The sequence below is a fragment of the Rhodococcus sp. LMD genome, assembly GCF_056108245.1.
The window spans coordinates 4,921,062-4,933,308 of sequence record NZ_CM148557.1 but is presented as its reverse complement, the minus strand read 5'-3'; the positions used below and the strand labels follow the sequence as shown (position 1 = coordinate 4,933,308).

Annotated in this window: 14 protein-coding genes and 1 tRNA gene; 8 read left to right on the top strand and 7 right to left on the bottom strand. The window is 69.2% G+C overall.

Annotated elements, in window-relative coordinates:
- Nucleotides 1-6: 6 nt before the first annotated feature.
- A complete protein-coding gene (gene pcaG / locus ACWPQI_RS22560) occupies nt 7-603 on the bottom strand; it encodes a protocatechuate 3,4-dioxygenase subunit alpha (protein WP_010595731.1) in 597 nt (198 codons plus the stop codon).
- Nucleotides 596-1,315 carry a protocatechuate 3,4-dioxygenase subunit beta gene (pcaH, locus tag ACWPQI_RS22555; protein WP_010595730.1) on the bottom strand — a complete coding sequence of 240 codons (720 nt, stop codon included), beginning with the start codon at nt 1,313-1,315 and terminating at the stop codon, nt 596-598. The genes pcaG and pcaH overlap by 8 nt, the downstream gene beginning before the upstream one ends.
- Before the next feature lie 169 nt (nt 1,316-1,484).
- Here pcaH and ACWPQI_RS22550 point away from each other — a divergent pair, with 169 nt between their 5' ends.
- Together ACWPQI_RS22550 and ACWPQI_RS22545 are read left to right on the top strand one after the other, a co-directional pair.
- A complete protein-coding gene (locus tag ACWPQI_RS22550) occupies nt 1,485-2,231 on the top strand; it encodes a CoA transferase subunit A (protein ID WP_010595729.1) in 747 nt (248 codons plus the stop codon).
- Nucleotides 2,228-2,881 carry a CoA transferase subunit B gene (locus tag ACWPQI_RS22545; protein WP_010595728.1) on the top strand — a complete coding sequence of 218 codons (654 nt, stop codon included), beginning with the start codon at nt 2,228-2,230 and terminating at the stop codon, nt 2,879-2,881. The genes ACWPQI_RS22550 and ACWPQI_RS22545 overlap by 4 nt, the downstream gene beginning before the upstream one ends.
- Nucleotides 2,882-2,930: 49 nt before the next feature.
- On the opposite strand, the gene ACWPQI_RS22540 is transcribed toward ACWPQI_RS22545, so the two are convergent.
- Entirely contained in the window at nt 2,931-3,542 is a 612-nt protein-coding gene (locus tag ACWPQI_RS22540; protein WP_026137541.1) for a carboxymuconolactone decarboxylase family protein, read from the bottom strand.
- A 63-nt stretch (nt 3,543-3,605) separates the two neighbouring features.
- On the opposite strand from ACWPQI_RS22540, the gene ACWPQI_RS22535 reads away from it, so the two are divergent.
- Together ACWPQI_RS22535 and ACWPQI_RS22530 are read left to right on the top strand one after the other, a co-directional pair.
- Nucleotides 3,606-4,073, top strand: a complete 468-nt coding sequence (locus ACWPQI_RS22535; protein ID WP_010595726.1) for a MarR family winged helix-turn-helix transcriptional regulator — start codon at nt 3,606-3,608, stop codon at nt 4,071-4,073.
- A gap of 101 nt (nt 4,074-4,174) precedes the next feature.
- A complete protein-coding gene (locus ACWPQI_RS22530) occupies nt 4,175-4,726 on the top strand; it encodes a peroxidase-related enzyme (protein ID WP_017679747.1) in 552 nt (183 codons plus the stop codon).
- 4 nt (nt 4,727-4,730) lie between these two features.
- Here ACWPQI_RS22530 and ACWPQI_RS22525 read toward each other — a convergent pair whose 3' ends face one another.
- From ACWPQI_RS22525 to ACWPQI_RS22510, 4 genes are all read right to left on the bottom strand, one after another.
- Nucleotides 4,731-5,870, bottom strand: a complete 1,140-nt coding sequence (locus tag ACWPQI_RS22525) for an AI-2E family transporter (protein ID WP_302070115.1) — start codon at nt 5,868-5,870, stop codon at nt 4,731-4,733.
- A gap of 263 nt (nt 5,871-6,133) precedes the next feature.
- Nucleotides 6,134-6,210: transfer RNA gene (locus ACWPQI_RS22520), tRNA-Met, on the bottom strand.
- A 12-nt stretch (nt 6,211-6,222) separates the two neighbouring features.
- The gene (locus ACWPQI_RS22515; RefSeq protein ID WP_048771500.1) at nt 6,223-6,975 is read right to left on the bottom strand and encodes a FadR/GntR family transcriptional regulator; all 753 of its coding nucleotides are present in this window, start codon (nt 6,973-6,975) and stop codon (nt 6,223-6,225) included.
- 107 nt (nt 6,976-7,082) lie between these two features.
- On the bottom strand, nt 7,083-8,750 hold the full coding sequence (locus tag ACWPQI_RS22510) for an L-lactate permease (protein WP_010595722.1): 1,668 nt from the start codon (nt 8,748-8,750) through the stop codon (nt 7,083-7,085).
- Nucleotides 8,751-8,937: 187 nt separating this feature from the next.
- On the opposite strand from ACWPQI_RS22510, the gene ACWPQI_RS22505 reads away from it, so the two are divergent.
- The 4 genes from ACWPQI_RS22505 to ACWPQI_RS22490 are packed head-to-tail and all read left to right on the top strand — an operon-like array spanning nt 8,938 to nt 12,069.
- The gene (locus ACWPQI_RS22505; protein WP_010595721.1) at nt 8,938-9,702 is read left to right on the top strand and encodes a (Fe-S)-binding protein; all 765 of its coding nucleotides are present in this window, start codon (nt 8,938-8,940) and stop codon (nt 9,700-9,702) included.
- A complete protein-coding gene (locus tag ACWPQI_RS22500) occupies nt 9,699-11,201 on the top strand; it encodes a LutB/LldF family L-lactate oxidation iron-sulfur protein (protein WP_040274606.1) in 1,503 nt (500 codons plus the stop codon). Before ACWPQI_RS22505 ends, ACWPQI_RS22500 begins: the two co-directional genes overlap by 4 nt.
- On the top strand, nt 11,198-11,821 hold the full coding sequence (locus tag ACWPQI_RS22495; protein ID WP_010595719.1) for a LutC/YkgG family protein: 624 nt from the start codon (nt 11,198-11,200) through the stop codon (nt 11,819-11,821). Before ACWPQI_RS22500 ends, ACWPQI_RS22495 begins: the two co-directional genes overlap by 4 nt.
- Nucleotides 11,818-12,069 (top strand): WhiB family transcriptional regulator, encoded by a 252-nt coding sequence (locus ACWPQI_RS22490; RefSeq protein ID WP_010595718.1) that lies wholly within the window; start codon nt 11,818-11,820, stop codon nt 12,067-12,069. The genes ACWPQI_RS22495 and ACWPQI_RS22490 overlap by 4 nt, the downstream gene beginning before the upstream one ends.
- The last annotated feature ends 178 nt before the right edge of the window (nt 12,070-12,247 follow it).

Genomic DNA, 12,247 nt, shown 5'->3' with positions numbered 1-12,247 from the left:
TCCCGTCTAGATCGCGAAGAACGGCGTCTCCACACCGTTCGGATCGAGGTCCTGAACGTACACGGTCCAGACGTACCCGTCGTCGGACTTCTCGGCGATCAGCTTGCGCCGCTGCGTTTCCGGCAGCGCGGCGAGCACCGGGTCGGTCGCGTGCGCGGCGAGATCCTCCGGGAAGTACAGGCGGGTGCAGAGACGATCGAGCATGCCGCGGGCGAAGATCCCGACGTTCAGGTGCGGCGCCTCGTCGGCGTCCGTGTCGGACTCGTGGGCGCCGGGCTTGATCGTGTAGACGGTGGCGGTGCCGGTCTCGTCGGCGGCGCTGCGGGCGAAGCCGCGGAAACCGTCGGTGCCGAACCGGCCGTCGGCGTCGGCCTGCCAGGTCTCGACCATCGCGTCGGCGATCGGCGTACGGTCACCGTCGATCACGGTGATCCGCACGGTGATCCGGCCGGGCGTGTCGGCGGGGACGACGTTCTCACCGTCGGCGCCCCAGTCGAGGCCGATCTTCCAGTACGGGCCGACGGTCTGCGACGGCGTGGGGCCGAAGGTGGCCGTGCTCTGGTCGCCGGGGGTGACGGGGTAACGAGGAGCGAACTCACTCATCGTCGTCCTCCTCGTTCTCGAAGGGGGTGGCCTCGCGGCCGCGCAGGACGATGTCGAAACGGAATCCGAGGGCCCAGTTGTCGACGGTGGCGTCGTAGTCGAAGACGCTGACCATGCGGTGCCGTGCCTCGGCGGGCACCGAGTTGTAGATCGGGTCCTGGAAGAACATCGGGTCGTCGGGGAAGTACATCTGGGTGACGAGCCGCTGGGTGAACGCCGTGCCGAACAGCGAGAAGTGGATGTGGGCGGGGCGCCACGCGTTGTGGTGGTTGCGCCACGGGTAGGCGCCGGGCTTGATCGTGGTGAACCGGTAGTTGCCCTGGGCGTCGGTGACGCACCGGCCGACGCCGTCGAAGTGCGGGTCGAGCGGGGCGGGCCAGTTGTCGTTCACGTGCCGGTACCGGCCGGCGGCGTTGGCCTGCCACACCTCGAGCAGCGTGTGCGGGACGGGCTTGCCGTCGCTGTCGAGCACCCGGCCGTGCACGATGATGCGCTGCCCGGCGGCCTCGCCGCCGTGGGCGAGGGTCAGGTCGGCGTCGCCCTCCTGCACGCGGTCCTCGCCGAAGACGGGTCCGGTGAGTTCGCCGAGGCGCTGCGGGATCAGCGTCAGCGGCTGGGCCGGGCGGCGCAGCGCGGTGGTCCGGTAGTCGGGGAAGTCCAGCGGCGGGTGTGCGCCGTCGGGGCGCGCAAAGCGGGGCGGCAGATGAAGCATGAGACCTCGGTGTTCGGCGCGTGTTCGCGATATGGACGGAGGGACGCTATGCGTACAAGGCTAGTGGGTCACCCGGCACGAATCAATATTCGAAACTGAAACAGTATCGAAATGGTTCGCATGACGGACGAGGGTTCACATTACGTACGACTGGCGCTATCGTAAGGGCATGGACAAAGTCGTTGCCACCGCCGCCGAGGCCGTAGCCGACATCCCGAACGGCGTCACCATCGCCGTGGGCGGATTCGGCCTGGTCGGCGTCCCGGAAATCCTCATCAACGCGCTGCTCGACCAGGGCGCCACCGACCTCGAGACGGTCAGCAACAACTGCGGCACCGACGGCTTCGGCCTCGGCGTACTGCTGGAGAAGGGGCGCATCCGACGCACCATCTCCTCCTACGTCGGCTCCAACAAGGAGTTCGCCCGCCAGTACCTCTCCGGCGAGCTCGAGGTGGAACTGACCCCGCAGGGCACCCTCGCCGAGCGGCTGCGCGCCGGCGGCGCGGGCATCCCCGCGTTCTTCACCCCGGCCGGCGTCGGCACCCAGGTCGAGGAGGGCGGGCTTCCGCTGCGCTACGACGGCAACGGCGGCATCGCGGTCGCGTCGCCCCCGAAGGAGGTCCGCGAGTTCGACGGCGAGACCTACGTCATGGAGCGCGGAATCGTCGCCGACTACGCCCTGGTGCACGCCTGGAAGGGCGACCGGCACGGCAACCTCGTCTATCGCGCGAGCGCCCGCAACTTCAACCCGCCCGCCGCCACGTCGGGCCGCATCACCATCGCGCAGGTCGAGCACCTCGTCGAACCGGGCGAGCTCGACCCCAACGAGATCCACACCCCCGGCATCCACGTCCAGCGCGTCGTGCCCGTCGGACCTGTCACTGTCGGCATCGAGAATCGGACGGTTCGTTCATGACCCAGACCGCCACCACCGTGAAGAAGCTGACCCGCGAGCAGATGGCCGCGCGTGTGGCCCGGGAACTCTCGGACGGGCAGTACGTCAACCTCGGCATCGGCATGCCGACCCTGGTGCCCAACTACCTCGATCCGGGCGTCGAGGTCATCCTGCACTCGGAGAACGGCGTGCTCGGCGTCGGCCCGTACCCGACCGAGGACGAACTCGATCCCGAACTGATCAACGCCGGTAAGGAAACCATCACCACCATTGCGGGTGCGTCGTTCTTCGATTCGGCGCAGTCGTTCGGGATGATCCGCGGCGGCCAGATCGACGTCGCCGTCCTGGGCGCGATGCAGGTCTCCGCGAAGGGCGACATCGCCAACTGGATGATCCCCGGCGCGATGGTCAAGGGCATGGGCGGCGCGATGGACCTCGTCCACGGTGCCAAGCGCGTCATCGTGATGATGGAACACGTCACGAAGAAGGGTGAACCGAAGATCTTCGACGAGTGCACCCTGCCGCTGACCGGCAAGCGCTGCGTCCAGCGGATCATCACCGACATGGCCGTCATCGACGTCACCGACGAGGGCCTGAAGCTCGTCGAGACCGCGCCCGGCGTGAGCGTCGACGACGTCGTCGCCGCGACGGCCGCGACCCTTCTCGTCTGATCTCACCGTCTCCGAAAGGCTCACGGGCCGAACACTTACGGGCCGAATGTCACACCGCGTCGATCTGACCGACCGAATGTGACATTCGGCCCGTCGGCGTCGGAGCCGGTGCGGGGTGCCACGCGAACGAAGCGAGCGGCGGGTCCAGTTCGGCACCGGTGAGGCGGTTGGCGAGCGTCGAGAGGGTGAAGGTGCCGACGCCGAGGACGACGTCGAGTGCATGGCGGGTGGTGAAGCCGGCGGCGGTGAACGCGGCCCACCGGTCGGCCGGGACCGCGCCCGCCGAGTCGAGCACGGCGACGGTGAATGTCCGCAGGGCCTCGAGTCGGGGATCGGTGAGCGGTCGGCCGGCCCGCAGGGCGTCGACGAGGTTGCCCGGCGCACCCATCCGCGTCAGCACGGCGGTGTGCAGTGCGACGCAGACGTGGCATTCGTTGCGCGTGGCGATCGTCAGCACGAGCACCTCGCGTTCGAGTTCGTCGAGGCTGCTGCGCTCGAACAGCGCACCGGCGCGGGTGAAGGCGGACAACAGTTCGGGGGATTCCGCCATGAGCGCCACGGCTGCCGGCACGTAGCCGAACTTCTGCCGGATCGCTTCCATGGTGGCCCGCGACGCCGGGGGTGCAGTCTCGGGTCGATGGTGGAGGAATGCTGTGGACACGGGACGGCCTCCGATAAGATAGACAATGTGGTTGACGAAATAGTAAACCGAGTTGTCGAAAATGTGCAAGACCCGACCCCGGGCTACGAGCTGCCCCTGCTCCTGTTCGCCGGATTCCGCTCGCTCGTCGACGCGCTGCATCGCCGGCTGGCCGAGGAGGGTCACCCGGACGTGCGTCCGGCCCACGGGTTCGCGATGCAGGCCGTCGGAGCGACCGGCGCGTCGGCGAGCGAGATCGGACGCCGCCTCGGCGTCTCCAAGCAGGCCGCCGGCAAGACCGTCGACCGGCTCGAGCGTCTCGGTTACGTTCGGCGCGAGCCGGATCCGTCGGACGCGCGGGCGCGGATCGTCGTGCTCACCGACCGGGGCCTCGACTGCCTGCGGCGGTCGGCGGTGATCTTCGACGACCTGCGGGCGGAGTGGGGGCGGACGCTCGGTGCGGACCGGCTCGAGCGCCTCGAGGTCGACCTGCGCGCCGTCACGCACGGTCAGGACGTCCGGCTCGACGCGCAGGCGTGGTTCGACCGGTAGCCGGGGCGGCTGGGGGATCTGGACAACTCGGTTAACAACGATTAACTTCGAGACTCGTTGCCGACGGACCAGGAGCCCCCGTGAGTACGCGCTTTCCCGCCATGGAACTGAAGGATCTGCCCGAGGACATCGCCGCGCGCGTGCTCGAGGTGCAGGAGAAGTCGGGCTTCGTGCCCAACGTGTTCCTCACCTTCGCGCGACGTCCCGCCGAGTGGCGGGCCTTCTTCGCCTACCACGACGCGATCATGCTGCGCGAGGACTCCGGCCTCACCAAGGGCGACCGCGAGATGATCGTGACGACGATCTCCGCCGCCAACAACTGCCTGTACTGCGTCGTCGCGCACGGGGCGATCCTGCGGATCTACGAGAAGAAGCCGACGGTGGCCGATCAGGTCGCGATCAACTACCGCACCGCCGACATCACCGCGCGCCAGCGCGCGATGCTCGACTTCGCCACCAAGGTCAACGAGCGGGCATACGAGATCGACGACGCGGACTTCGAGGCTCTGCACGCACACGGCTTCACGGACGAGGACGCCTGGGACATCGCCTCCGTCACCGCCTTCTTCGGTCTGAGCAACAGGATGGCCGGCGTCGCCGGCATGATGCCCAATCCGGAGTTCTACCTGATGGGCCGGATCCCCCGCGCGTAGCCGCTCAGCCGTCGCCCGGTTCGGGGCCGGGCACGGCGGCGGCGTCCGTGTCGCCGGTGTCGATGACGAGCTCGTAGCGCCGGCCGTACGTTTCCACGAGAGCCTGGAGGACGGCGACGACCGGGACCGACACCAGCGCGCCGATCGCACCGAACAGCGACGCCCCGACGATCACCGACCCGAACGCGACGGCCGGATGGATCGACACGGTCTTCGACGTGATGCGCGGGTGCAGGACGTAGTTCTCGACCTGCTGGTAGGCCGTGCCGAACAGCACCACCCACAACCCGTCGATCGGCTGGTTGGCCGCGGCGATGATCGCGGGCAGCGCGATCGCCAGGTACGTCCCGAGGGTGGGCACGAACTGCGAGACGATTCCGGTCCACAACGCGAGCGGCAGCCAGTACGGCACGCCGATGATCATGAGGAAGATGCCGGTGCCCACGGCGCTGACCGCACCGAGGATGAGGCGGGAGACGACGTAGCCACCGGCCTTCTCGACGGAAATCTCCCACACGGTCGAGATGACTCGTTGCTGCCGGGCCGGGAACCAGCTCGAGATCGTGCGGCGCATCGCCGGGCCCTCGGCCGACATGTAGAACACGAACAGCAGCATGGTCATGGCCTGGAAGACCACGCCCACCACCGACGACACCACGCCGAGCACGCCGGGGGTGAACCGCTGAACCAGATCGCGCACCGTCTCGGGGGTCAGTCGCAGCAGTTCCGGACCCGTGGTGAAGTTCGTGTCGAAGACACGATTGGCCCATTCGGTGACTGCGGTCAGCGCGTCCGGTAAGGCTTTCAGCAACTGGCCCAACTGTTCGGCGAGCAACGTCCCGAACAGAGCGACGAATCCGACGGCGAACGCCAGCAGTCCGAACAGCACCAACCCGGTGGCCGCTCCCCGGCGCAGCCCGTGACGCTCGAGCCAGTCGACGACGGGCTCGAGCGTGATGCTCAGCAACCATGCGAGAAACAGCAATCCGAGGAAGCCGCGCAGGTTGTGGAACAGCCAACCGGACAGCTGGTAGGCGGCGACGGCAAGGAGGACGTACAGGATCGCCGGGCGCAGCCACCGCGGAGCCCGGGGTCCGTTGCGGGCGCGGTGTGCCGGCAGCGGGGCCGGCCCCTCCTCGCTCATGGCACTCTCCGCGGTCGCCGGACAGATCCGTTCACAGCCGGAATCTACCCGTCCGCGCCGCCCGGTCGGAGCGAATGTGCCGGTCGTCGCGCCTGGGCCGTCGAGTGATCCGGGCGGTGGGGCGGCGGGGCGGACGTATCGATCGCCACCACTGTCGAGACGGACGAGGCATTCGCTCGACGAGGGCGGGTGAGAGCGCGGGCGAGCCGAACGACGCGGATACGACGAAACCGGCCCGGACTCGTGAGAGTCCGGGCCGGCGGTGGTAGCGGGGACAGGATTTGAACCTGCGACCTCTGGGTTATGAGCCCAGCGAGCTACCGAGCTGCTCCACCCCGCGTTGCATCACCGACTATACACGAGGTGGAGAGTGCTCCGTTCCAGGGTCGTCCGGGCGGTCCTGGAGACGCCCGAGGCTCTCCGCGTAGTAGCCACGAATGTGGTCGACGATGCGGGAGCGGGCGAGGTCGGCGTCGCCGGCGCGGACCGCCTCGAGCAGTCCCCGGTGCTCGCACCGCAGCCGGGCACACGTCGTGGGCCAGGTGGCGAGCGGAGCGCCGGCGAGCACGTAGCTCTCGATGGAGTCGCGCAGTCCGGTCATCATCGCCGCGATCACCTGGTTCCCGGCAGCGTCCGCCATCGCGATGTGGAACCGGGCGTCGAGCACCAGGAACTCGTGGGCCACGAGTTCGGCGTCGTCCATCGCGTCGAGCAGTTGTTCCGCGTGGGCGAGGTCGGGGGCCGGATCGCTCTCGGCCAGGGCGCGCATCACCTCCGTCTCGAGGACGAGCCGGGTCCGGACCACGTCCGCCACCGGGAAACTCTGCGCCGCCACCTGCATGCGCATGAGCATCGACATGCCCCCGGTGGGGCGCGAGACGATCATCGCGCCCGCCGTCGGCCCGGATCCGGTCTGTGCGCTGAGCAACCCGAGCGCCTCCATGACGCGCAGGGCCTCCCGCACCGACGAGCGGCCCACGCCGAGATCGGCCGCCAGGACGCGCTCCCCGGGCAACCGCTGGCCGGGCGCGAGTTGTCCCGAGACCAGTTGCTGCTCGAGGTGGTTCAACACGGTCTCCCATGCGCGGGGCTCGGAGTGCGGCATGGTGTGAGCCTATGCCGGTCGCCGGACGGGCCGGACGCTCGGCGGCCGGGCGCGACGTTCCGGGTGCGGCAGAGGAGATCCCGTGCCGCGTCCGCCCGGGGGACGACTCACGGCAGCATCCACGACAGCACCGGCGTCGACTGGAGGTAGACCAGCACGCACAGCAGGGCCAGCATGCCGACGCTGTAGCCGACGACCTTGCGCAGCAGCAGCGGCTCGCTGCCCGGCCGGCCGACAGCGGTCGCCGCGATGGTGAGGTTCTGCGGGCTGATGAGCTTGCCCACGACACCGCCCGAGGTGTTCGCCGCGACCAGCAGCGTCGGATCGATGCCCGCGGCCTGCCCCGCGGTCTGCTGCAGCCGCGCGAACAACGCGTTCGCCGAGGTGTCCGAGCCGGTCACCGCGGTGCCCAGCCAGCCCAGGATCGGCGACAGCAACGCGAAGATCGCGCCGGTTCCGGCGAGCCACGTGCCGATGGCGACGGTCTGCCCGGAATGGTTCATCACGTAGGCCAGGCCGAGCACCGTGGCCACGGTGGCGACGGAAAGCCGCATCTTCCACAGTGTCCCGGGGAAGGTGCTGAGGGTCAGGCGCACGGTCATCGGGAACCGGCCGCCGCCGCTGAACACCGTGTACACGAGGCCGACGACGATGCCCGAGAACAGCAGGAGGGTACCGGGATTCGACAGCCACGGCAGCGTGTAGATCGCGCCCGTCGAAGGATCTCCGCTCGCGGTGAGCAGATTCCCGTACAGGCCCGGCCATTCGACCTTGATATCGGTGCCCGCCAGCCACTTCGGCACGTCCACGCCGAGCGTCCACAGCTTGGCGATGCCGAACACGACGATGACGAGCAGGTACGGGAACAGCGCCATCGCCGTGCGTGCGGCACCGATCGGTTCCGCGGTGACGTGCGAGTGCTGGTCGTCGGGGGTGCTCGGACGCCAGAACCGCAGCATGACCACGGCCGCGGCGAGGCCGACGAGGGAGGCGACGACGTCCGTGAGCTCGTACGAGAAGTGGCTCGAGCACCAGTACTGCGCGATCGCGAACGCGAAGCCGGTGACCAGCGCGATCGGCCACACCTGGCGGACGCCGCGCCGGCCGTCGACCAGCAGCAGCAACAGGATCGGCACGAACCAGGCGAGCACCGGTGTCTGCCGGCCGACGACGGCGGCGATCTCGGTCGCCGGGATACCGGTGAGGTTTCCGGCGGTGGTGATCGGAATTGCCATGGCGCCGAACGCGACCGGTGCGGTGTTCGCGACGAGTACGGTGACGGCGGCGCGGATCGGGGGCATGCCGATCGCGATGAGCATCGCGCCGGTGATCGCGACCGGTGCCCCGAAACCGGCGAGCGCCTCGAGCATTCCGCCGAAGCAGAAGGCGATGAGCATCGCCTGGATGCGCATGTCGCCGTGACCGACGGAGTTGAACACGTGCCGCAGGTCTTCGAAACGTCCACTGACGACGGTGAGTTCGTAGAACCAGATCGCGGTGACGACGATCCACATGACCGGGAACAGGCCGAACGTGAAGCCCTGCAGGGCGGACAGTCCGGCCAGCGGCGCCGGCATCCCGAAGCCGACGACGGCGACGACGAGGGCCACGGCGAGCGCGCCGAGCCCGGAGTACCAGGCCTTGAGTTTGAGGCCGGCGAGGAGCACGAAGAAGGTCAGGAGGGGGACCAGGCCCAGCAGGGCCGTCGCGGTGAGGTTGCCGGCGACGGCGGTGGTCGACGGTGTGTACGTCACCGCGAGCAGTTCGGTTTCCACATGAAACTCCAGGTTTGCGTCGCGGACCGCGACGGGATCTGTGGTCAGACCACAGGACCGTACACCATGACCTCGGTCACAATCCAGAACCGGAGGGAATTCGCAGAAAATCCGGACAGGGGGTGACGCAGGGCACCGACCATGGGTTACTGTGGTCTGACCACATAGACCCGATGCGGAGATCCACATGCGAATCGCCCTGTTCGCGACGTGCCTCGGGGACACGATGTTCCCCGGCGCCGTCTCGGCCACCGCCCTCCTCCTCGCGCGGCTCGGCCACGACGTCGTCTTCCCCGACGGCCAGACCTGCTGCGGCCAGATGCACGTCAACACCGGCTACCAGCCCGACGCGTTGCCACTCGTCGAGAACTACGCCGACGCCTTCGGCGACAACGGCATCGACGCGGTCGTCGCACCCTCCGGATCCTGCGTCGGGTCCGTGCGGCACCAGCACGAGATCGTCGCCGGTCGCTACGGTTCGCCGGCGCTGTGCAGCCGCGTCGACGAGGTGAAGGCCAAGACGTACGAGCTGTCCGAGTTCCTCGTCGACGTCCTCGGGGTCACCGACGTCGGGGCCTACTTCCCGCACCGCGTGACCTACCATCCCACCTGCCATTCGCTGCGCATGCTGCGCGTGGGGGACAAGCCGCTGCAGCTGCTGCGCGCCGTCCGCGAGATCGACCTCGTGGAGCTGCCGGAGGCCGACTCCTGCTGCGGATTCGGCGGCACCTTCGCGCTCAAGAACGCCGAGACCTCCACCGCGATGCTCGCGGACAAACTGTGCAACATCACCGCAACCGGTGCCGAATACTGCAGCGCCGGCGACTCGTCGTGCCTCATGCACATCGGCGGCGGACTGTCACGTCTGCGCACCGGAACCCGCACCATCCACCTCGCCGAGATCCTCGCCTCGGTAGAACCGGCCGTCTCTCCCAAGGGGGTGCCCGCGTGACCGCTCTCGGCATGCCGCCCGTCCCACCGCGCGGCTCCGGAAATCTGCGGGGTGTCGCGGCGTTTCCCGCCGCGGCGCACCAGGAACTGGCAAACACCCAGCTGCGCCGCAACATCGGCAAGGCCACCCACACCATCCGGGCCAAGCGCCTGAGCGTGACCGGCGAGCTGCCCGACTGGGAGCAGTTGCGCGACGCCGGTGCCGCCGTCAAGGCCGACGTGCTGAACCGGCTGCCGGAGCTGCTCACCCAGTTCGAGGCCGCGGTGACCGCCCGTGGCGGCGTCGTGCACTGGGCGGCCGACGCCGCCGAGGCCGATGCCATCGTCACCGACCTGATCCGCGCGACGGGCTCCGACGAGGTCATCAAGGTCAAATCGATGGCCACCCAGGAGATCGGGCTCAACGAGCACCTCGAGGAGCAGGGCATCACGGCCTACGAGACCGACCTCGCCGAGCTGATCGTCCAACTGGGCCACGACAAGCCCTCGCACATCCTCGTTCCCGCCATCCACCGCAACCGGGCCGAGATCCGTGAGATCTTCCTGCGCGAGATGCCGGGCGTCGACCCCGATCTGGACGACAATCCCCGGCATCTCGCGGCTGCGGCGCGGAAGTTCCTGCGCCACAAGTTCATGACCGTGCCGGTCGCGGTGTCGGGCGCGAACTTCGGAATTGCCGACACCGGCACGCTCGCGGTCGTCGAATCCGAGGGCAACGGTCGCATGTGCCTGACGCTGCCGCAGACCCTGATCACCGTGATGGGCATCGAGAAGCTGCTGCCCACCTACCGGGATCTCGAGGTGTTCCTGCAGTTGCTGCCGCGCTCGTCCACGGGCGAGCGGATGAACCCGTACACGTCGATGTGGACCGGCGTCACCCCCGGCGACGGTCCGCAGGAGTTCCATCTCGTGCTGCTCGACAACGGACGCACCGCGGCGCTCGCCGACGAAATGGGACGCGAAGCGCTGCACTGCATCCGATGTTCGGCGTGCCTGAATGTGTGCCCGGTGTACGAGCGCACCGGCGGCCACGCCTACGGCTCGACGTACCCCGGCCCGATCGGCGCCGTGCTCAGCCCGCAACTCGCCGGCATGGATGCCCCGGGGGATCCGAACGCGACCCTGCCCTTCGCCTCGAGCCTGTGCGGGGCGTGCTACGACGCATGCCCCGTCAAGATCGACATCCCCTCGCTGCTCGTCGAACTGCGGCACCAGAAGGTCGAGCACGCGTCGTTCGGGATCGAGGCGGCCGCGATGAAGGCGGCATCACTGGCGATGTCGTCGTCGCGTCGCTGGACGACCGCGCAGAAGGCGGCCGGACTCGGCCGGCTCCTCGCCGGGAAGAAGGGGAAGATCACCTCGCTGCCGGGTCCGCTCGCCGGCTGGACGGAAGCCCGCGACATCCCGGCGCCGCCGAGACAGACCTTCCGGCAATGGTGGAACTCCGACGAGGGACGTGCCGCGCTGGCACAGGCGCGCGAGAAGGGACGGCAGCAGTGAGCACCCGCGACGTGATCCTCGGCCGGATCCGCGACGCCCGGACACTTGCCCCACCGGTACCGGTGCAGGTACCCCGCGAGTACCGCACCGGGCGCACCCTGCCGGACGCACAGCGGCGGGAACTGCTCGTGGACCGGCTCGTCGACTACAAGGCGCACGTGCACGAGTGCGCGCCGGCCGACCTTCCCGACGTGCTCGCACGGGTGCTGACCGAGCACGGCGTGCGCCGCGTGGGGGTCCCCGCGGGATTGGACCGGTCGTGGCTCGCACGGTTCGACGGCGACGTGGTGGTGGACTCGTCCGAGATCCCCGCCCCGGACCTCGGCGACCTCGACGGCGTCGTCACCGCCTCCGCGGTCACGTGTGCCGAGACGGGCACCATCTTCCTCGACGGCGGCCCCGACCAGGGCCGGCGCGCGCTGACCCTCGTGCCGGACCTGCACGTGTGCGTCGTGCCCCTCGCCGACGTCGAAGTCGGGGTGCCCGAGGCGCTGATGCGGCTGGTGCCGGAACGCCCCACCACCATGATCAGCGGCCCCTCCGCGACGTCCGACATCGAACTCGAGCGGGTCGAGGGCGTGCACGGGCCACGAACCCTGATCGTGGTGATCGTCGGATGACCGCCACCCGCACCCGGTCCGGGTTCGGGTGGCAGTTCCGCGGCAGTTGCCGCTCCCTCGGCGAGTTCTACTTCTTCGCCCCGGACGGCGAGGAACCGGTCGTGCGGCGACGGCGGGAGGCAGCTGCGAAACGGATCTGCGCGAGCTGCCCGGTGCTGACGGAGTGCCGGACCCACGCGATGCTCGGCCGCGAGCGGCACGGGGTGTGGGGCGGGCTGTCGGAGCGGGAGCGCCGCGCCCGGTGCTGACGGCGAGGCGCTCCCGGTCCGCTCGGACGAGGAGCGCCCCGCAGCAGCTTCACCCCACGGCCGCGAGCGGTGTCGCAGTCCGGCCGGTGGCGGCCGGCACCGACTTCAGCGAAATCGAGCGCCTGGCCCTCATCGGCCGCTGACGCGGCCGGTGTGTCCTTTGGGTTGTCCTGGCAGC

What these genes read in the sequence shown, in the direction of transcription:
- ACWPQI_RS22545 (WP_010595728.1), top strand. Translation starts at nt 2,228, where the DNA reads ATGACCCAGACCGCCACCACCGTGAAGAAGCTGACCCGCGAGCAGATG.
- ACWPQI_RS22490 (WP_010595718.1), top strand. Translation starts at nt 11,818, where the DNA reads ATGACCGCCACCCGCACCCGGTCCGGGTTCGGGTGGCAGTTCCGCGGC.
- pcaH (WP_010595730.1), bottom strand. Translation starts at nt 1,315, where the DNA reads ATGCTTCATCTGCCGCCCCGCTTTGCGCGCCCCGACGGCGCACACCCG.
- pcaG (WP_010595731.1), bottom strand. Translation starts at nt 603, where the DNA reads ATGAGTGAGTTCGCTCCTCGTTACCCCGTCACCCCCGGCGACCAGAGC.
- ACWPQI_RS22530 (WP_017679747.1), top strand. Translation starts at nt 4,175, where the DNA reads ATGGAACTGAAGGATCTGCCCGAGGACATCGCCGCGCGCGTGCTCGAG.
- ACWPQI_RS22550 (WP_010595729.1), top strand. Translation starts at nt 1,485, where the DNA reads ATGGACAAAGTCGTTGCCACCGCCGCCGAGGCCGTAGCCGACATCCCG.
- ACWPQI_RS22515 (WP_048771500.1), bottom strand. Translation starts at nt 6,975, where the DNA reads ATGCCGCACTCCGAGCCCCGCGCATGGGAGACCGTGTTGAACCACCTC.
- ACWPQI_RS22525 (WP_302070115.1), bottom strand. Translation starts at nt 5,870, where the DNA reads ATGAGCGAGGAGGGGCCGGCCCCGCTGCCGGCACACCGCGCCCGCAAC.
- ACWPQI_RS22505 (WP_010595721.1), top strand. Translation starts at nt 8,938, where the DNA reads ATGCGAATCGCCCTGTTCGCGACGTGCCTCGGGGACACGATGTTCCCC.